Origin of the sequence: Roseixanthobacter psychrophilus, assembly GCF_043195195.1 — a bacterium.
In the GTDB taxonomy this organism is placed as follows: Bacteria; Pseudomonadota; Alphaproteobacteria; order Rhizobiales; family Xanthobacteraceae; genus NCEH01.
Map to the genome: position 1 here is coordinate 12,830 of NZ_JBAFWT010000034.1, position 17,245 is coordinate 30,074.

Below are 17,245 nucleotides of genomic sequence, written 5' to 3' on the forward strand. Positions count from 1 at the left end.
GCCTATAAGAAACACTCCGCCGTTCAATGAGATGCGATATGAAAACTGTTCTGACTGCGCTTCTGATTGGGTTCGTTCTTTAGCCCATTGCCTACGAAGTGCTTTTGTCAATAGATGCGGTCCCCGTGGGGAGGCTTGTCGGGGGCGGTCTGGCTACGCGCGGATACAAACGCAATTGCTCAGCGAACCGACCGCGGCGTCGCTGCCAGCAGCGCGCTTCCAGGTGTTTGGCCGCCAATCACGATTGACGGCGAGAGATACATGGATGGTGGCGTCAGAAGCATGCTCAACGCCGATTTAGCATCGGGCCATACCGCCGTAATCATCGTGTCTTGCTTTACCCTGGCCCTGCCGGAAGGCCTTAAGAACGAAGACCACGAAACGCTGAAAGCGCGGCTCAATGCCGAGATCGCCTCCCTTCGGGAGTCGGGTGCCCGTGTCGATGTCATAACGCCGAGCGAAGGTTTTCTGGGCCTCACACAGTTTGGGGCCAGGATGCTTGACCCCAGCCTTGTCCCGCCGCCGTGCAATTGGGACACCAGCAGGCGCTCATGGAAGCGATTCATCTTGATCGTATTTGGTATCGAAATTGAATCCTGACGGAGTGGAAAATTGGCTGGCCGCCTGAAAGCGACCGGCATCCCTTACCGGAACGTGTGATCCCGGCGATGCCCTTCTTGAAGTTTCAAACGGTCTCTTACGTGGCAAGACGTACCGGGTCGACCTTCAGGGTAACCACGACGCCGTCCTCGGCCCAATCGTAGCTGATCGAGCCGCGCAGATGCCCGGTGACGCTTCGCTCTACCAGCTTGCTCCCATAGCCCGGCAGGCCGGTCGGGGCCTTGACTCTCGGCCCTCCGCGTTCGGTCCAAACCACCGTGACAGCTTCGCCTTGTGCCGAGCATGAGACATCGAGTGTGCCCGTATCGACGGACAAGGCGCCGTATTTCAGGGAGTTTGTTGCGAGTTCGTGAACAATCAACGCAAGGATGGTCGTGGTCGATTCGCCGACGCTCATCCGGGGCACGGATACCCGGATACGCCCGCTAAAGGCCCCGAGATCGTCATAGGGCGCGAGCAGCACGGTCAGCAAATCACCAAGGAGCACCGAGGGGTCCTCCGTTTGTCCCGGGATCGGCCGGACGAGATCGTGAGCCCGGCCCAGGGCCGTCAGCCGGAGCGTCAATTCACGAGCCATATCGTGGACGGTCGTCGTCGATCGCGACGTGATGGCTGTAAGGCCGGAGGCAATGGCGAGAAGGTTCTTGACCCGGTGGCTCATCTCGCCCGCCAGGAGTTCGCGGCCCTCCTCGGCCTGCTTCCGGCCCGTGACGTCGATGAAAATGCCGAACATGATCCGCTTGACCATCCCGGCGTCGTCGCCTTGCCCGCGTGCGGAGATCCACTTCAGCTCATCACCGATCATGATGCGAAAATCGATCTCATACGCGCCGATGATCGCACGTGTCGCGGTGAACGCCGCCCGGACCCTGTCGCGATCGGCCGGGTGAATGTGTGCGGAGAGATCTTCGAAGGTGACGTCTATGCCTCGTGGAATACCCCACAGGTCATAGGAATGGTCATCCATAGCAAGGGCGTCAGTGTCGACATTCCAAGACCAGAGTGTAACGCCCGCCGCCTCGATCGCGCGCACCAAATTCTTGTGCTCCCACAGAAGCGGCTTGAGTGTCTCGGGTGTCGTTGTCATCAATACTCCAGAGTAGTGCCTGCGTAATAAAAGTGAATAGCGCCCTATTCCTCCATTTTTAGCGGCCGGCTTCATCTATGGCAAGATTGGTTGTAAACGCTCGATTTTTGCCCGCGCCCGCCCCACAATTAAGTCGGCGTGGAAATCGCTGATCGCGATTGAAAAAGATCGCGCGCGAAATGGGGCGGAGTTTGCCGGCCTCGCCCCACTTCGGCCGATGGCGCTTGGGAGGCCGCATGCGCACCGCCCGCCGGGTGCGCCGGCTCGCTCGCTTACCCGCGGATCAGGCGCGGCAATTCGGAGAGCGAGGGAACGACGAAGTCGGGGGCCTCGGCATAGGTCTCCTCCTGCGTCCTCAGCGCCTTGAATAGGGTCAGGGGCGCGATGGCGCCGGATTGCAGTTCACCGGCCAATGTTTCGCCCGGCACGCGCGCGATGCGGGCGACGCGGAAGCCGAAACTCTTCGCTCCACCGACATCGAAGCCGTTGGCGGATACGAACAGCACCGCATCGGGCGTCACGCCGAGCACGTCCTCGACGAGTTGATAGGCCTGCGGATGGGGCTTGAACACGCCCTTTGCGTCCACGCTCATCACGGCCTCGAAGCGGTCCTGCAGGCCGGCATTCGCCACGAGCCGCCGCAGCATGTCGGGAGTGCCGTTGGAAAGGATCGCGAGCCGCAGCGGCGCGAGTTCCTTCAGGCACTGCGCCGCGTCGGGATAGGGTCGCAGCCGATTGTAGGCCTCGCCCATCTCGGCGAGGAAGGCCTCGTCCGGCTCCCGGCCGAGCGTCTTGAGCGTATAGGCCAAGGCATCGCGGGTGACGCTCCAGAAATCCTCATAACGTCCCATCAGCGAACGCAGCCAGCTGTATTCAAGCTGCTTCTGTCGCCAGACCTGGGTGATGTAATCACCATGTCCGGGATAGGCCCGCTCGGTGGCCTCGGCCACGGATTGCACGTCGAAGAGCGTCCCGTAAGCGTCGAAAACCACAGCTTTGATCATGTCATCGACCTCTTTTCGAAGGGGCGGAGCGGTGCCGACAGGGGAGCGGCGCCGCGCGCCGGCTTCCCCTCGATAGTCATGATTGGCCTGCGGCCAGCTTGTCCTGTGTCTTGGTGTCGAAGTCGGCCGCATCATGGCGTTCGTGAAGCTGGCTGGACGGCTCGCCCACCGTGCGGTTGACCTTGCGGCCGCGCATCACGGCGGGCCGCGCGAAGATCTGGTCCGCCCAGCGCACGACATTCTTGTAGTCCTGGACCGAGAGAAACTCGGCCGCCCCGTACTGCCAGCCCTTCACCAGCCCGCCGTACCAGGGCCAGATCGCCATGTCGGCGATGGTGTAGGTGTCGCCCGCGACGAATGCGTTTGTCGCAAGCTGGCGATCGAGCACGTCCAGTTGCCGCTTCACCTCCATGGCGTAGCGATTGATCGGGTATTCGAGCTTCATCGGCGCATAGGCGTAGAAATGGCCGAAGCCGCCACCGAGGAAGGGTGCGGAGCCCATCTGCCAGAACAGCCAGGAGAGCGTCTCGGCGCGGGCGGGTTGCTCCGTGGGAAGGAAGGCGCCGAACTTCTCCGCCAGATAGGTGAGGATCGCGCCGGATTCGAACACCCGGATCGGCGTCGCGCCGCTGCGATCCATCAGCGCCGGGATCTTCGAGTTGGGGTTGATCTCGACGAAGCCGGAGCCGAACTGGTCGCCCTCGCCGATCCTGATCAGCCAGGCGTCGTATTCGGCGCCCGCGTGGCCGAGCGCCAGCAGTTCCTCCAGCATGATGGTGACCTTCTGGCCGTTCGGCGTCCCCATCGAATAGAGCTGCAGCGGATGCGTGCCGACGGGCAGTTCCTTCTCATGGGTGGCCCCGGCGATCGGCCGGTTGATATTGGCGAACTGGCCGCCGCTGGCGCTGTCCCAGGTCCAGACCTTTGGCGGCGTGTATTCGGACGTGTCGGTCATGTTGCGCTCTCCGGGAGCTTACGCTGCGGGCGGATAGTTCGACGGGAAGAGCGCGTGCCTGGTCTCCTCGTCATTCACCTTCTTGAACGGATGGTCTTTGCCGACCCCGCGCGCGCGGGCGGCGGCAGGGCGAGCGTCGACGGTCTCGAACAGGCGCTTGAGATTGGGGAACGACGCCAGCGGATCTTCGGCGCCCTTTAGCACGCGCGACGCGCGGTCGAGCCAGCCCCAGGCCGAGATATCGGCGATGGAATAGGTTTCTCCGACAATGAAGCTGCGCCCCGCCAAGTGATCGTCCAGCACCTGATAGTGGCGCTCCGCCTCGCGCCGGTAGCGATTGACCGCATAATCCAGGCCCTCGGGCGCGGCGAACTGAAAGTGCACGGCCTGCCCGGAGAATGGGCCAAGGCCGGTGGCGATGAACATGAGCCAGGAGAGCAGTTCCGGCCGCTCCGTCGCGGGGCCCAGGAACAGGCCGGTCTTCTCGGCGAGGTAGAGCAGGATTGCGGTGGAATCGAAAACCCGGGCCTCGGTGCCGCCCGGCCCGTCGGTATCGACGATCGCGGGCACCTTGCCGTTGGGATTGATCGCCCGGAAAGCCGGCGTGTGCTGCTCGCCCTTGCTGGTGTCGACCGGGATCGTCTCATAGGGCAGGCCGGCTTCCTCGAGGAACAGCGCGACCTTCGCGGGGTTGGGCGTCGGATGGAAATAGAAGCGGATCATGTCATCCTCAGTCGGGTTCGCGACCTGTGAAGTGTGGCTTGGGCCTGCCGGAAGCCAACGGGACACCGGCGCCGATGACGGCAGTGCGACGAACTGAACTGGTGACGGCGAGCCTCATGGCAAAGGTCCTTCCCGATGCGGTCTCGCGATCCGACTCGCACGGCACCTTGTTTTTTAGTTCGATCGTTCTAGAATGCAACAGACGGCCTTTGATGGCAAGGTGTCGGCTTTCGGAACATCAGCGAGTAACGAAATGGCGAGACCGCGCGAATTCGACGAGGAGGCCGTGCTCAATGCCGCAGTCCAGTGCTTCTGGAGCCACGGCTATGAGGCGACGTCGATCCGCGACCTGATCGAGAAGACCGGCTTGACGGGCGCCAGCCTCTACAATGCGTTTGGCGACAAGCGCGCCTTCTTTCAGCGGGCCCTCGACCATTATGTCGAGGGAACCATCGCGAATCGCATTCGTCGCTGCGAGGCGATGGCGCCGCGCGAGGCGATCGGCGCCTTCTTCAGCGAGATCCTCAAACGGTCGCTCGACGACCGGGAACACAAGGGCTGCATGCTGGTGAACACGGCGCTCGACGTGGCGCCGCATGACCCAAAGTTCCGGGATGTCGTCGTCGAAGTGCTGGCCCGGATCGAAGCATTCTTCCACGGGTGTGTGTGCGCGGGGCAGGCGGACGGGTCGATCAATTCTTCCCTTTCGGCCGATGACCTCGCACGGCACTTGCTCGGCGTGCTGATGGGCGTGCGTGTTTTGGCCCGCGTTCGGCCGGACCGCGCACTGCTCGAAGGCGTCGTGGCACCGGCGCTCGCGCTCCTCGAACCCGGCCGGGCCGAGGCGCACGCGCGACAATGAAATCGTTCGCCGAGATTTTCGCGTGCGCAGCCGACCGACCCGCGCACGGACAAGGACCCGGTTGAGCATCTCGACGCGTGTTCGGGACGGAAGCCCGAGGCCCCGGAAGGAGAGACCTCAGATGACCCCGCCATTGGCACGCAGCACCTGGCCGTTGATCCAGCCGCCGTCGGCGCCGACGAGCATGGCGACGGTGTTGGCGATGTCTTCCGGTTGGCCGAGCCGTTCGAGCGGGGCGAGCTTGGTCAATTGGTCGATCACCGCCTGCGGCTTACCGTCGAGGAACAGCGCCGTCGCGGTCGGTCCGGGCGCCACCGCGTTCACCGTGATGTTGCGGCCCCGCAACTCCTTCGAGAGCACATGGGTCATCGCCTCGATGCCCGCCTTGGTGGCGGCATAGACGCCGTAGGTCGGCTGGTAGAGCCCGACCACGCTCGACGAGAGATTGACGATCCGCCCGCCATCGCGCAGCCGCCGGGCGGCCAGCCGCATCGTGTTGATCGGCCCCTTGAGGTTGACCGCGATCTGGCGGTCGACCAGGGCATCGTCGCCATCGGCCAGCGTCGCCAGCTTCATGATGCCGGCATTGTTGACCAGAACATCGACGCCGCCGAATGCCGTCTCCGCCGCATCCCACATCCGCGCCACCGCCTTGGGATCGCTGATATCGGCCTGCGCGGTCAGGGCCTTGCCCCCGGCCCGTTCGATCTTCGCCGCGACCGCCTCGGCTTCGTCCGCCCGGCCGGAATAATTGATCACCACCATATAGCCGTCGCGCGCGAGACGCTCGGCGATGGCCGCGCCGATGCCGCGCGACGCGCCGGTCACGAGCGCGACCTTGGGGCTGTCCATGTTCATGATGTCCTCCATTGCGACGCCGCCACGGTGGCGGCAGACCTAATTTGACACTTGAACGTACAGGAATAATCACTCAGCTTTTGGCATCACTGTCCAACATCTGCGAACAATGAGGATCGAATGGATCGCTTCGACGCGATGCGCCTGTTCATTCGGATCGTGGAGCGCCGGAGCTTCACAGAAGCCGCGCACGACACCGGCGTCCCACGTTCAACCGTCACCACAGTGATCCAGCAGATGGAGGAGCGACTGGGCGTGCGCCTGCTCCAGCGCACCACGCGGTCGGTGCGGCCGACGCTCGACGGCGAAGCCTATTACCGCCGCTGCCTCGCCATCCTCGACGACATCGAAGATGCGGAGGGCGCTTTAAGCGGCGCCGAACCGCACGGGCTCTTGCGCATCGACGTGCAGGGAACGCTGGCGCGCCATTTCCTGATGCCTGGCCTGCCGGACTTCTTCGCGCGCTACCCCGGTATCGAGCTGTCGATGAGCGAAAACGACCGCTGGGTCGACCCTGTTCAGGAAGGTGTCGACTGCGTGCTGCGCTTCGGCCAGTTGCCCGACAGCGAGCTCGTGGCGCGCCGGGTGGCCACCCTCCGGCGCGTGACGTGCGCGACACCGCGCTATCTCGAACGCTTCGGCGTGCCCGCTTCGATCGACACGCTCGAGGGTCATCGGATCGTCGGCATTCGATCGCTCACCACGGGCCATTTGCGCCCGCTGGCCTTCGTGGTCGACGGCAAGGAACGCCACGTCGCCGTACCGGCAACCCTCTCGGTGACCGGCCCGGAGAGCTATCGCAAAGGCCTTCTTCTCGGCTTGGGGCTGGCGCAGGTGCCTTGCTTCCATGTGGAGGACGAGCTTGCCGAGGGGGCGTTGGTCGAGGTGCTGGCGCAGACGCCGCCCCCCATGGCTCCGGTCTCGCTGCTTTATCCAAGAAGCCGGCAACTTTCGCCGCGGGTGCGGGTCTTCCTCGATTGGGCGGCACAGGAATTTGCCGCAAGGAACCGCCCAGCGGCGCCCGATGGCGCCTAAAGCGTCTCATGGAGCGCCCTGACCGCCACGGGTGATCGACCCGCCGCCCGAAGCAGCGGCCAAGCTGGCCAAGCGCGCCGGCCGCTCCTATAACGCCCGCGCGTGGCGCATGCTGTGCTGCCTCCCGTGGAGCATTCCGCAGTGTTCATGAATGATTATGTCCAGCGTATCCTGTCGGCCCGCGTCTATGATGTCGCCATCGAAAGCCCGCTTGATCTTATGCCGCGCCTCTCCGAGCGCCTGGGCGCGCAGGTGCATCTCAAGCGCGAGGATCTGCAGCCGGTGTTCTCGTTCAAGCTGCGCGGCGCCTACAACAAGCTGGTGAAGTTGCCGCGCGAGGTGCTGGACCGCGGTGTAATCTGCGCTTCGGCGGGCAACCACGCCCAGGGCGTCGCGCTGTCGGCCAGGCGGCTTGGCGTCAACGCCATCATCGTGATGCCGCGCACCACCCCCAGCATCAAGGTGGAGGCCGTCAAGCGGCTTGGCGGGACCGTCGTGCTGCACGGCGACGCGTTCGATGAAGCCCAGCTCAAGGCCAAGGAAATTCAGGCCGAGCGCAATCTCACCTTCATCCACCCGTTCGACGACCCGGACGTGATCGCCGGCCAGGGAACGCTGGGCATGGAGATCCTGCGCCAACATCCCGATCCCATCGCGGCGATCTTCGTGCCGATCGGCGGCGGCGGGCTCGCGGCGGGCGTCGCGGCCTTTGTGAAATTCCTCAGCCCGTCCACCAAGGTGATCGGCGTCGAGGCGAACGATTCCGCCAGCATGAGCGCGGCACTCGCGGCCGGCGAACGGGTCATTCTCGATCAGGTCGGCCTGTTCGCCGATGGCGTTGCGGTGCGTCAGGTGGGGGAGGAGACGTTCCGCCTGTGCCAAGCCTATCTCGATGAGGTCATCACGGTCGACACCGACGCCATCTGTGCCGCCATCAAGGATATCTTCGACGATACGCGGATGATCGCCGAACCCTCGGGCGCGCTGAGCCTTGCCGGCCTCAAGGCCTATGTGGAGCGCGGCGACGCGCGCACCGGCAGCCTCATCGCCATCAACAGCGGCGCCAATCTCAACTTCGATCGCCTGCGCACCATCGCCGAGCGGGCGGAAGTGGGCGAGCATCGCGAAGCGCTGCTGGCTGTCACCATACCGGAGCGGCCCGGCAGCTACCGGCAGTTCATCCGGGTGCTCGGCCCACGCTCCATCACCGAGTTCAACTATCGCCTCGCCGGGGCGGATGCCCCTGCCCGCATCTTCGTCGGCATCGCCCTCGCGCGCGGCGAAAAGGAAAAGCTGGAGGTGATCGCCCTGCTGCGTGAGGCGGGTTACGCGGTGGTGGACCTCAGCGACAATGAGATGGCGAAGGTTCACGTGCGCTACATGGTTGGCGGGCGCGTGCCGGGACTGGACAATGAATTGCTCTATCGCTTCGAGTTTCCCGAGCGGCCCGGCGCGTTGTCGCGCTTCCTGGAGAGCCTGGCGCCGGAATGGAACATCTCGCTGTTCCATTATCGCAATCACGGCGCCGATCATGGCCGGGTGCTTGCGGGAATCCAGGTGCCCCCGGAGGGCTCCGCCCGCTTCCGCCAATGGCTGGAGACGCTCGGCTATCCCTATTGGGATGAGACCGCCAATCCCGCCTATCGCCAGTTCCTCGCGGGCTAGAGCGCGCCCCGGGCCACAGATCGCCCTCCGCCAGTTCCGACGGAGGGCCAGCCCGGCGGGGCCGCGCAACGCCCATCGCAGGCCGTGGAAGCGAACGTGCGACAGTTTGCCCGTCGCTTATATATTCAAATATCTTAATTTATATTTTAGGAATGTCTAAATGTCCGGACGCCATATGACGTGACGGGAGCGGACGCCGTGGCCCGCCCGACCCCGTGGTTCGGGCCGGCCCCAATATGTGGGAGCGAACCATGAGAGCATGCTCACTTCGGGATCGGGTCTGGTCGCCTTATGTGGCGGGCATCCTGATCGGCCTTCTCCAGGTGCCGGCCTTCCTCTTGATCGACACCGCGCTCGGTGCCTCGTCCTCCTATGTGACCGTGGGCGGCTCCCTTGCCGCGCTGATCGATCCGGCGGTGACGCAGATCGCCTATGTCGCCAAGCACATCACGCCCACCGCGAAGAATTGGTGGCAGGTCGCCCTGGTCGTCGGCATCGCGCTTGGGGCGATGATTTCCATGTTGCTGTCCGGCGCAAGGCGCAAAGCCATCTCGCCGATCTGGACGCGGGCGCTTGGAACCTCAAGCCCGACGGTGCGCTACCTCGTCGCTTTCGGAGCCGGTTTTCTCATGCTGTTCGGCGCGCGCCTCGCCGATGGCTGCACCTCGGGACACGGCATCTCGGGCATGGCCCAGCTTGCGGTTTCCTCCACCATTGCGGTGGCCTTCATGTTCGTCGGCGGCATCGCCACCGCTTTCCTCCTCCTGCGCCGCATCTGACGCGCCACGGATAGGATCAGCCATGTCCCTCCTTCAAGCCATTCTCATCGGCCTTGCCATGGGCATCGTATTCGGCGTCGCGCTGGAGAAGTCCCGGGTGTTCGAGCCGGGGATGATCGTCGGCCAGATGCAATTGCGTAATTTCATCATGCTGAAGGTCTTCCTCACCGCGGTCGCCACCGGCGCCGTGGTCCTGGCGGCGCTGCACGGCTTCGGCCTCATCAAGCTGGCGCCGAAGGCCACCTTCTTCGCCGCCGACGTGCTGGGCGGGATCGTCCTCGGCGCCGGCATCGCGCTGGCCGGGGCCTGCCCGGGCACGGTCCTCGCCCAGGTGGGCGTCGGCTATCGCGACGCGATCTTCACCCTCGTGGGCGGCCTGTTCGGGGCGATGGCCTTCAGCTATGCCGAGCCGACCCTGGCGCCGCTGCTGCTGTCGGGCGGACCCGGCAAGCTCACCTTGATGAGCTTCATCGACGTGCCCTATTGGATGCTGGCGCTCGGGTTCGCCGCGCTCCTGGTGGTGGCTTTGGTCGGCTTGGAAAAATGGCGCCCGTGGCGGGCCGATCTCGGCGCCGACGTGGACGGGGATTTTTCCCCCGCACGGCGCGCGTCGGATGCGTCGGGCTCACGCTTCAAGCCGGCGGAATGAACCCGATGCCGCCGGTCCAGCCCGCCCGCATCTCCATCCTCGGGTCCGGCTTCGCCGCCCTCACCGCGGTTCGCGAGCTGCGGCGCCAGGGCGTCACCGCGCCGATAACGGTGATATCCCCCGACGATGCGCTCACCTATCTGCCGAGCCTGATCTGGATTCCCTCCGGATTGCGGGCCGGGGCAGACCTGCGGGTGCCGCTGGGCGGCTTTTTCGCCAAGCATGGCGTCATTCACCATCGGGCGCGGGTGGAAGGCGTGAGCGATGGCGGGCGCACCGTGCACACCAGCGCCGGGCCGGTGGCCAACGACATGCTGCTGATCGCCAGCGGCGGGCGTTATATCCGCAAGCTGCCGGGCATCGATCATGCCGCCATCCCTTGCGAAGGCGTGGCGGCGGCGGAAGGCATCCGCGACCGGCTCGCGGCCTTGAAGGGCGGCACCATCGCCGTGGGCTTCGCCGCCAATCCGCAGGAGCCCTCGGCGGTGCGCGGCGGCCCGATGTTCGAATTCCTGTTCGGGATCGATACGCTGCTGCGCCGCCAGGGACGGCGCGCGGCTTTCGATCTCGTCTTCTTCAATCCCTCGCAGTCGCCGGGCCAGCGCCTTGGCGCGCGGGCGGTAAGCGGCTTGCTCAAGGAGATGGAAAAGCGCGCCATCCGCACCCACCTCGGGCACAAGATGGTGCGTTTCGAGGCCGATCGGGTGGTCACCGAGGGCGGGGAAATTCCCGCCGATCTCATCCTCTTCATGCCAGGACTGACGGGGCCCGCGTGGCTCGAAGCCAGCGACCTGCCCCGCTCACACGGCGGCTTCGTCACCGCCGGCGCAACCTGCACCGTCCCGGGGCTGGCGCGGGTCTATGTGGCGGGCGACGCGGGCAGTTTCCCCGGCCCGGACTGGATGCCGAAGCAAGCCCATCAGGCGGATCTGCAGGCTGTCGCCGCCGCCCGCAACATGGCGGCCGAGTTGAAGGGGCAGCCGGCCACCTTCTCCTTCAAGCCGGAACTGGTGTGCATCGTCGATACCCTGGATGCCGGCATGCTGGTGTTCCGCGATGCGCGATTCACGCTCGCCCTGCCCCGCCTCGGCCTGTTCCATACGGCGAAGCGGATGTTCGAGCGGCATTATCTGAACGCGTTCCGCGCCGCCTGAGGCTAGTCGGCTAGAGGTGCCGGTCCGCCCGGTGCCCGAGGACCGCGCTCACCGCGCTGCGGGCGAAATCGGTGAGCGAGCCCTCCATCAGCAGGGCGATGCCGAGCCGCGCTCCCGCCGCCATGCCCAGCACCGCCAGCGGCCAAGACAGGGCCATGAGCGAGCCGGCGGTGATGCCCTGGCCGATGGTGCATCCCCCGCAGATGATTCCGCCCATCCCCATGAGCGCGGCGCCAAGCAGATGGCGCTTCATTTCCCGCGGATCGTCGAACGCTTCCCACCGGAATTCGTCGCCGGTCCGCGCCGCCGCCGCCGCGCCCAGCACGACCCCGGCGACGCTGGCGGCGCCGAATTCCGCAAGGCTCGCCTGATCGAACAGCATGCCGAACAAGGCGCGCGCGACCGGGGAGACGAAGGTGAGGCTTTGGGGTGCGCCGGGACGGGCGAATTCATCCATCAATTGGGTGGTGGCGAGCCATCCCGCCACCACGCCGAGGCCGAGCAGCACGCCGGCCGTCATCAGGCGGCGCGCGCGGCGCAGCCTTGCATCGAGAAAGGCGAAGCTGGAAAGCAGGACTGCGCCGGCCAGCGCCAGCCATCCCCGCGTATCGAACCCCATCAGGCGGTTGAACAAGGTGGGCAGATCGCCCTGCCCGCCCCCCGGCACTGGCACGATCAGCCGCTCGATCAGGTCCACGCGCACGGTGGCGAGGATGCCGCGCAAGGTCGCATAGGCCACCGCGCCGAACACCAGCAGCACCACGAGGCTGCGCAGGTCGCCGGCCCCAAGGCGCACCAGCGAGCCGAAGGCGCAGGTGCCCACCAGGGCCATTCCAAGGCCGAACAGAAGCCCGCCGAACGCAACGCCGAACCATGGCAGCGCCGCCGGCAGATAATTGGTCCGCTCGGGCGACAACAGCCCGGTCAGGATCAGCACTTGCGTGCCGGCAAGTGCCACGCCGAGCGCGAGGCCGAACACCTTCAGGCGGCGCATGTCGCCGCCCACCATGGCGTCCTCCAGGGCACCGAAGGTGCATAGCCGGGCGCGCCGCACGGCAAAACCCACCACGGCGCCGATCAGCAGACCTGCGAGCGCGCTCCACCACGGGCTTTCGATTTCCATGCGCCGATCCTCCCTGAAACGGCCGGAGCGGGGCTTATGGATGCCCCGTCGCCGGCCCGGCGCTGCGCGTCTTAAGTCTTCGGCGGGTCTACGGGCTCGCAGAAGATGTCGTAAATCACTGAAATCACGCGGCGCACGTCATCGCTGGCGAGGCTGTAGCAGATGGTCTTGCCATCGCGCCGCGTGGTGACGAGGCCATCCAGGCGCAGGCGCGCCAATTGCTGGGACACGGTCGGCTGGCGCAAGGAGAGGATGTTTTCCAGCTCCGTCACCGAGCGCTCGCGCTCCGCCAGCAGGCACAGCAGCAGCAGCCGGTTTTCATGCGAGAGAGCTTTCAGAAAGTCGCTCGCCTTGCGCGCGTTGCGCATCAACTGGTCCAGTTCGGCCGAGATCTCTGGGCCGTCGCGCAGTTCGTCCTCGATCCGCGATGAGACGATGGCCGACATATTTCCCGTATCCTCTTTCTGGCGGCGTCAGTGCGCCGCGCGCGGCGCGCCTATTGGCTTTGCGCCGGCTTGTGAATCAAGCTCCCGAGCATCCCCCAGAACACGTCATCCGACATATAGCCGGTTATGCGGCCAACTTCGCGTCCGTCCTCAACCAACACGAAGGTGGGTGCGAACCGCACCGGCGCCGCCAGCGCCAGATCGCCCGGCACGCCGGCCCGCATATTGACCCGCCGCAGAGGCGCCTGCCGCCCCTCGTCGGTCCGGTCGTAGACCGGTGACACTTCGGCATCGAAGCGCTGGCACCACGCGCAGCCGCTGCGTTCGAACATGACCAGTTCGCTCGCGCCGGACGGGCCGGCCAGCAGCAGAACGCAGAGCGCGGCGCATGCGCCAAAAGCGACGGCACGGCACGCACGGAAGGACAATGATGCCATGCCGAACCCTGATGGTGACAATGTTCCTTGGCACATATCATCGCATTCGAATATAAATGTAGCAAGAATGAAACCCGTGGCTTCGGCATGCGGGAAACGGGAGGGATCAATGTCCCTGGATATCAGCCTGCCCGGCGCCTTCCTGGCTGGCCTCCTCTCTTTTGCATCGCCCTGCGTGCTGCCGCTCGTGCCGGCCTATCTCGGCTTTCTCACGGGCGCGGCGGCGGAGACGGCGCCCGCCGGGAGCACGACACCAGAGGCCGCGCGCCCAGGAACTGCGCACCAAGGGGCTGCGCGCTTGGGACGCGGGCGGGTGATCGTGATCGCGGGCGCCTTCGTGCTCGGCTTTTCCACCATCTTCATCCTGCTCGGCGCCACCGCCTCCGGCATCGGCCAATGGCTGACGCGCTATGCCGATATCCTCGGCGTCGTCTCGGGCGCGGTGCTCATCCTATTCGGCCTGCATCTGCTGGGCCTTGTGAAGTTCTCCTGGCTCTACCGGCAGGCCAAGCTGGAAGTGTCGCAGAAGCCCGCCGGCCTGCTCGGAGCCTATCTGGTGGGCCTTGCCTTCGGCTTCGGCTGGTCGCCCTGCGTCGGCCCGGTACTGGCCGCAATCCTGATCGTCGCCGGCGCCGAGAGTTCGCTGTGGCGCGGCGCGCTGCTGCTGGCTTTCTATGCCGCCGGCATTGGCATTCCCTTTCTCGCAGCCGCCGCCTTCGCCGGTCCGTTCCTCATCTGGGCGCGGGCCGTGAAGACGCGGCTCGGCCTGATCGAGAAGGTTTCCGGTGCCCTGCTGGTGGCCACCGGACTGGTGTTCATGACGGGCCTGATGCCTGAAGTGTCGCAACTTTTGCTGGATGCAGTTCCCGCGCTCGGCACCATCGGCTGAGGCGCGCCAAACCGAGGAGGACGGGCCCATGGGACATGTTCAAATGAGCCGGCGCGTCATGCTCGCCGCCCTTCTTGCCGCCCCCGCCGCCCTGCCCCGGCCCGCGACGGCGGCGGCGCGCATCGGCGACGACGGCCTCTATACCGAGGACTGGTATGTGGAGAGCTTCCTCGATCTTGCGGAGGATCTCACCGCCGCCACCCAGAAGAACCGCCACTTCGCCCTGCAATGGAGCCAGCGCGGCTGCCCGCTGTGCAAGCGGCTGCATACGGTCTATTTCGCCGATCCGGCCATCGAGGCGCCCATCAAGGCGCAATTCGACATCGTTCATCTGGATCTGTTTGGCGCCCGTGAGGTCATAGCGTTCGACGGCGCCCGCCTGACCGAGAAGGCCTTCGGCGCCCGCGAGGGCATCCGCGCGACGCCGACGTTCCAATTCTTCGCGATCGAGAACGGCGCGGCGCGGGAAGTCGCGCGCATGCCCGGCCTGCTGGGACCGGAAGAGTTTTCCGCCATGTTCCGCTATGTCGCGGGCGGCGGCTATGCCGAGGGGTCGTTCGTGGAGTGGCTCGCACGCCAGAAGCCGCAGAAAAGCTGACGGCCGAGCGGGCTTGGACCAACGGCCCCGGTCCTTCGGACCGGAGCCGAGCGGGTTTCGCTCAAGCGCCGCGCGGGCTTGGACCAACGGCCGATGATCGAGCGCCATCGGCCGCGGGCCTCGGGGCTCATTTCGCCGGCTTGTTGACCGGCGATTCGGGATCGAACAGATAAGCGATCACGTCCTTCATCTGCTGCTCGCTCAGCACATTGTGCACGCCGAAGCGCGGCATGCTGGAGCAGGCGAACACCGCTTGGGGATCGAACACCCTGGCATAGGCCGTCTTCGCGTCTGCCGGGTCGAACTTGCGGTCTCGTCCGTAGTTCGTGAGGCTTGGCCCGAGCGTGCCATAGCTCACTTCCTTCGGGTCCATCTGGTGGCAGGCATAGCAATTGCCGCCGCTCACGGTGCCCGGCGGATCGGAGAACTGGCCGCCGCGTCCGTTCTGCGCGATTTTTGCGCCCTCTTTCCAATTCCCCATCACGCCATCGGCCGGGAATTTCACCCGCGCCGCCTCCCGCGCCAGGATCGCCTCCGCCTGGGCGGGCGAGGGCGTGTTGCGGGTTTGCGAACAGATCCGCATGGTTTCGTCCTGGGTCAGGCGCTCGGCCCAGCCTTCGGGAAGTTTGGTGAAGCTCTCCTTCACCACCGCATCGACGCGCGCGGCATCAACAACCGGCGGCTGCTGGGCGGCGGCGAGCTGGGGCAGCAGCAGCACTGCGGCGACGGCAATCAGATATCTCTTCATGGACCCTCTCCCCTCAGCGCTTGATGGAGGGGACATTGAGTTCGCCCCCCTTGGCCTGGGTATTGAGATAGACGGTCAGAGCGGTGATTGCCTCCGAGCCGTAGTCGGGCGCGGGCATGCGCATCTGGCGATAGCAGTCCCACAGGCGGTGCTGCATGGTGCGCAGGGCACTCTGCGAGACCCGGTAGGTGGGCCAGGATGCCATGGTCGCCTGGGCGTCCTTGCCCGGTGTGTCGAGCTGCGGCAGCCCCTGCAGGCGGATGCGCTTGCCGGCCTCGCCGTGGCAGGTGGAGCAAGAGAAATCCATGATCGAGGAGCGGCGGAAGAACAGCGCTTCGCCGATGGCATAAGCCTCTTTTTCCTTGGCATGGGAGAGTGGCACCGCAATCGGCATGCCGTTCGACTTATTGGCGATGAAGCCCACGAGATCCTCCATGTCGGAGGAGCGTCCCGGCCCCGAGAAGGGCTTGGCGACGATGCCCTTGGTGTCGAACCCCTGGATCTTCTCCATGCACCACAGGAGGCGCTGCTCCAGGTCCATCACCTTGTCGGCGTCGGCGAAATAGCGGGGCAGGCTCGCATAGGCCCCTTCCAGCTTGCCGGACCCCTCGCCGAGATCGCAGGTCTCCAGCGACACGTTCTTGGTGCCGCGCTTCTCGCTCCACAGCACCTCGCCCCGGTCGACATTGAGGTAGCCGGGATTGGCCATGGGATCTTCGATCATCTTGCGGTAGCGCTCGATCTCCTTCTCGCTGGCATCGTCCTGGGCCGTGGCGAAACTGCTCGCGAGGCACATCAGTGCGAGCGCGCAGAGGCCTGTGAGGATTGTCGCTTTTGGTGGCATAGGTCCTCCCCGATCTTGTTGCGCAGCAATCCCCGGCCGTCTTGAGAGGCCTTTACCGGAACCGCCGCGGCCAATGCTCCAGCGCTGCACTGCAGCGATGATCATCAGCTTGGAGCCACTTTACATTCAAAAAATTCGATATCACAATATGTGAAATTGATCGGCCGGGAAAAACCCGGTTCGAAACAAGAAAACAAATGACGCCAAAGTCCCGCCGCTCCTCGCGGGACTTTCAGGAGGAAACGGATGACGCCCAAGGGAAATGCCCCCGCATGGGGATTTGCCCCCACCCGACGCCAGGCGCTGCACTTCGCGGCGCTTTCGGCCTTTGCCGCCGTGCTCGCGCCGCGCCTGTCGTTCGCGACCGAGGCGCAGGTGGCTGACGAGCTGAAAAAGCTGTTCGGAAGCAAGCCGATGGGAGAGGGCAAGGTCAAGCTGGACCTGCCCGAAATCGCCGAGAACGGCCTCGTTGTGCCGATCAATCTCGACGTGGACAGCCCCATGACCGACGCCGATTACGTCAAGAGCGTCCATGTATTCGCCGACGGCAACCCGCTGCCGCAGGTGGTGTCCTATCACTTCACGCCGGCCAGCGGCCGGGCCGCCGCCTCCGCCCGCATGCGCCTCGCCCAGACCCAGAACGTCATCGCCGTGGCGGAGATGTCCAACGGCACGCTCTACACGACGAAGGCGCAGGTGAAGGTGACCATCGGCGGCTGCGGCGGCTGATCCCTTCAGGCAATACGGCGGCGACGAATCGGGAAGGAC

20 protein-coding genes are annotated in these 17,245 nt (G+C 65.4%); 10 read left to right on the forward strand and 10 right to left on the reverse strand.

The annotated features are described in order from the left end of the window. Positions 1-114 precede the first annotated feature (114 nt). Positions 115-600, forward strand: a complete 486-nt coding sequence (locus tag V5F77_RS22325; protein ID WP_429007553.1) for a patatin-like phospholipase family protein — start codon at positions 115-117, stop codon at positions 598-600. Between the two features lie 97 nt (positions 601-697). Here V5F77_RS22325 and V5F77_RS22330 read toward each other — a convergent pair whose 3' ends face one another. From V5F77_RS22330 to V5F77_RS22345, 4 genes are all read right to left on the reverse strand, one after another. Beyond that, a complete protein-coding gene (locus tag V5F77_RS22330; RefSeq protein WP_429007554.1) occupies positions 698-1,708 on the reverse strand; it encodes a sensor histidine kinase in 1,011 nt (336 codons plus the stop codon). Between the two features lie 272 nt (positions 1,709-1,980). Then, the gene (locus V5F77_RS22335; RefSeq protein WP_429007555.1) at positions 1,981-2,712 is read right to left on the reverse strand and encodes a haloacid dehalogenase type II; all 732 of its coding nucleotides are present in this window, start codon (positions 2,710-2,712) and stop codon (positions 1,981-1,983) included. Between the two features lie 76 nt (positions 2,713-2,788). Further along, positions 2,789-3,667: a glutathione-dependent disulfide-bond oxidoreductase gene (yghU, locus tag V5F77_RS22340; RefSeq protein WP_429007556.1), complete on the reverse strand. Its 879-nt coding sequence runs from the start codon at positions 3,665-3,667 to the stop codon at positions 2,789-2,791. A gap of 18 nt (positions 3,668-3,685) precedes the next feature. Beyond that, complete coding sequence (locus V5F77_RS22345) at positions 3,686-4,390, reverse strand: glutathione S-transferase family protein (RefSeq protein ID WP_429007557.1); 705 nt, start codon at positions 4,388-4,390, stop codon at positions 3,686-3,688. 193 nt (positions 4,391-4,583) lie between these two features. On the opposite strand from V5F77_RS22345, the gene V5F77_RS22350 reads away from it, so the two are divergent. Further along, positions 4,584-5,252: a TetR/AcrR family transcriptional regulator gene (locus V5F77_RS22350; protein WP_449317025.1), complete on the forward strand. Its 669-nt coding sequence runs from the start codon at positions 4,584-4,586 to the stop codon at positions 5,250-5,252. Positions 5,253-5,369: 117 nt separating this feature from the next. On the opposite strand, the gene V5F77_RS22355 is transcribed toward V5F77_RS22350, so the two are convergent. Next, positions 5,370-6,104 carry an SDR family oxidoreductase gene (locus V5F77_RS22355; protein ID WP_429007589.1) on the reverse strand — a complete coding sequence of 245 codons (735 nt, stop codon included), beginning with the start codon at positions 6,102-6,104 and terminating at the stop codon, positions 5,370-5,372. Between the two features lie 126 nt (positions 6,105-6,230). Between V5F77_RS22355 and V5F77_RS22360 the strand changes: the two genes are divergently transcribed. From V5F77_RS22360 to V5F77_RS22380, 5 genes are all read left to right on the forward strand, one after another. Then, complete coding sequence (locus V5F77_RS22360) at positions 6,231-7,145, forward strand: LysR family transcriptional regulator (protein WP_429007558.1); 915 nt, start codon at positions 6,231-6,233, stop codon at positions 7,143-7,145. 147 nt (positions 7,146-7,292) lie between these two features. Beyond that, complete coding sequence (ilvA, locus tag V5F77_RS22365) at positions 7,293-8,810, forward strand: threonine ammonia-lyase, biosynthetic (protein WP_429007559.1); 1,518 nt, start codon at positions 7,293-7,295, stop codon at positions 8,808-8,810. Positions 8,811-9,061: 251 nt separating this feature from the next. Further along, entirely contained in the window at positions 9,062-9,589 is a 528-nt protein-coding gene (locus tag V5F77_RS22370) for a YeeE/YedE thiosulfate transporter family protein (protein WP_429007560.1), read from the forward strand. Positions 9,590-9,611: 22 nt separating this feature from the next. After that, the gene (locus V5F77_RS22375) at positions 9,612-10,238 is read left to right on the forward strand and encodes a YeeE/YedE thiosulfate transporter family protein (protein WP_429007561.1); all 627 of its coding nucleotides are present in this window, start codon (positions 9,612-9,614) and stop codon (positions 10,236-10,238) included. A 5-nt stretch (positions 10,239-10,243) separates the two neighbouring features. Then, positions 10,244-11,392, forward strand: a complete 1,149-nt coding sequence (locus V5F77_RS22380) for an NAD(P)/FAD-dependent oxidoreductase (RefSeq protein ID WP_429007562.1) — start codon at positions 10,244-10,246, stop codon at positions 11,390-11,392. 10 nt (positions 11,393-11,402) lie between these two features. Here V5F77_RS22380 and V5F77_RS22385 read toward each other — a convergent pair whose 3' ends face one another. From V5F77_RS22385 to V5F77_RS22395, 3 genes are all read right to left on the reverse strand, one after another. Next, entirely contained in the window at positions 11,403-12,515 is a 1,113-nt protein-coding gene (locus tag V5F77_RS22385) for a YeeE/YedE family protein (protein ID WP_429007563.1), read from the reverse strand. A 71-nt stretch (positions 12,516-12,586) separates the two neighbouring features. Continuing rightward, positions 12,587-12,961: an ArsR/SmtB family transcription factor gene (locus V5F77_RS22390; protein WP_394082297.1), complete on the reverse strand. Its 375-nt coding sequence runs from the start codon at positions 12,959-12,961 to the stop codon at positions 12,587-12,589. 50 nt (positions 12,962-13,011) lie between these two features. After that, positions 13,012-13,398, reverse strand: a complete 387-nt coding sequence (locus V5F77_RS22395; protein ID WP_429007564.1) for a thioredoxin fold domain-containing protein — start codon at positions 13,396-13,398, stop codon at positions 13,012-13,014. 109 nt (positions 13,399-13,507) lie between these two features. Here V5F77_RS22395 and V5F77_RS22400 point away from each other — a divergent pair, with 109 nt between their 5' ends. Next, positions 13,508-14,287, forward strand: coding sequence for a cytochrome c biogenesis CcdA family protein (locus V5F77_RS22400; RefSeq protein ID WP_429007565.1), 780 nt, complete (start codon positions 13,508-13,510; stop codon positions 14,285-14,287). Between the two features lie 28 nt (positions 14,288-14,315). Next, positions 14,316-14,885, forward strand: coding sequence for a thioredoxin family protein (locus V5F77_RS22405; protein WP_429007566.1), 570 nt, complete (start codon positions 14,316-14,318; stop codon positions 14,883-14,885). A gap of 127 nt (positions 14,886-15,012) precedes the next feature. Here the strand turns inward: V5F77_RS22405 and soxX are convergent, their stop codons facing one another. Continuing rightward, the gene (gene soxX / locus V5F77_RS22410) at positions 15,013-15,633 is read right to left on the reverse strand and encodes a sulfur oxidation c-type cytochrome SoxX (RefSeq protein WP_429007567.1); all 621 of its coding nucleotides are present in this window, start codon (positions 15,631-15,633) and stop codon (positions 15,013-15,015) included. A gap of 13 nt (positions 15,634-15,646) precedes the next feature. Further along, complete coding sequence (soxA, locus tag V5F77_RS22415; RefSeq protein ID WP_429007590.1) at positions 15,647-16,429, reverse strand: sulfur oxidation c-type cytochrome SoxA; 783 nt, start codon at positions 16,427-16,429, stop codon at positions 15,647-15,649. A gap of 294 nt (positions 16,430-16,723) precedes the next feature. Between soxA and soxY the strand changes: the two genes are divergently transcribed. Beyond that, positions 16,724-17,206, forward strand: a complete 483-nt coding sequence (soxY, locus tag V5F77_RS22420; protein WP_429007568.1) for a thiosulfate oxidation carrier protein SoxY — start codon at positions 16,724-16,726, stop codon at positions 17,204-17,206. Positions 17,207-17,245: the final 39 nt, after the last annotated feature.

Excerpts from the sequence above, each read along its gene's own strand:
- V5F77_RS22330 (WP_429007554.1), bottom strand. The coding sequence starts at position 1,708 with ATGACAACGACACCCGAGACACTCAAGCCGCTTCTGTGGGAGCACAAG.
- V5F77_RS22390 (WP_394082297.1), bottom strand. The coding sequence starts at position 12,961 with ATGTCGGCCATCGTCTCATCGCGGATCGAGGACGAACTGCGCGACGGC.
- soxX (WP_429007567.1), bottom strand. The coding sequence starts at position 15,633 with ATGAAGAGATATCTGATTGCCGTCGCCGCAGTGCTGCTGCTGCCCCAG.
- V5F77_RS22355 (WP_429007589.1), bottom strand. The coding sequence starts at position 6,104 with ATGGACAGCCCCAAGGTCGCGCTCGTGACCGGCGCGTCGCGCGGCATC.
- V5F77_RS22385 (WP_429007563.1), bottom strand. The coding sequence starts at position 12,515 with ATGGAAATCGAAAGCCCGTGGTGGAGCGCGCTCGCAGGTCTGCTGATC.
- V5F77_RS22380 (WP_429007562.1), top strand. The coding sequence starts at position 10,244 with ATGCCGCCGGTCCAGCCCGCCCGCATCTCCATCCTCGGGTCCGGCTTC.
- V5F77_RS22400 (WP_429007565.1), top strand. The coding sequence starts at position 13,508 with ATGTCCCTGGATATCAGCCTGCCCGGCGCCTTCCTGGCTGGCCTCCTC.
- V5F77_RS22405 (WP_429007566.1), top strand. The coding sequence starts at position 14,316 with ATGGGACATGTTCAAATGAGCCGGCGCGTCATGCTCGCCGCCCTTCTT.
- V5F77_RS22345 (WP_429007557.1), bottom strand. The coding sequence starts at position 4,390 with ATGATCCGCTTCTATTTCCATCCGACGCCCAACCCCGCGAAGGTCGCG.
- soxA (WP_429007590.1), bottom strand. The coding sequence starts at position 16,429 with ATGTGCCTCGCGAGCAGTTTCGCCACGGCCCAGGACGATGCCAGCGAG.
- V5F77_RS22395 (WP_429007564.1), bottom strand. The coding sequence starts at position 13,398 with ATGGCATCATTGTCCTTCCGTGCGTGCCGTGCCGTCGCTTTTGGCGCA.
- V5F77_RS22360 (WP_429007558.1), top strand. The coding sequence starts at position 6,231 with ATGGATCGCTTCGACGCGATGCGCCTGTTCATTCGGATCGTGGAGCGC.
- V5F77_RS22370 (WP_429007560.1), top strand. The coding sequence starts at position 9,062 with ATGAGAGCATGCTCACTTCGGGATCGGGTCTGGTCGCCTTATGTGGCG.
- soxY (WP_429007568.1), top strand. The coding sequence starts at position 16,724 with ATGACGCCCAAGGGAAATGCCCCCGCATGGGGATTTGCCCCCACCCGA.
- V5F77_RS22325 (WP_429007553.1), top strand. The coding sequence starts at position 115 with ATGCGGTCCCCGTGGGGAGGCTTGTCGGGGGCGGTCTGGCTACGCGCG.
- ilvA (WP_429007559.1), top strand. The coding sequence starts at position 7,293 with ATGAATGATTATGTCCAGCGTATCCTGTCGGCCCGCGTCTATGATGTC.
- V5F77_RS22335 (WP_429007555.1), bottom strand. The coding sequence starts at position 2,712 with ATGATCAAAGCTGTGGTTTTCGACGCTTACGGGACGCTCTTCGACGTG.
- V5F77_RS22375 (WP_429007561.1), top strand. The coding sequence starts at position 9,612 with ATGTCCCTCCTTCAAGCCATTCTCATCGGCCTTGCCATGGGCATCGTA.
- yghU (WP_429007556.1), bottom strand. The coding sequence starts at position 3,667 with ATGACCGACACGTCCGAATACACGCCGCCAAAGGTCTGGACCTGGGAC.
- V5F77_RS22350 (WP_449317025.1), top strand. The coding sequence starts at position 4,584 with ATGCAACAGACGGCCTTTGATGGCAAGGTGTCGGCTTTCGGAACATCA.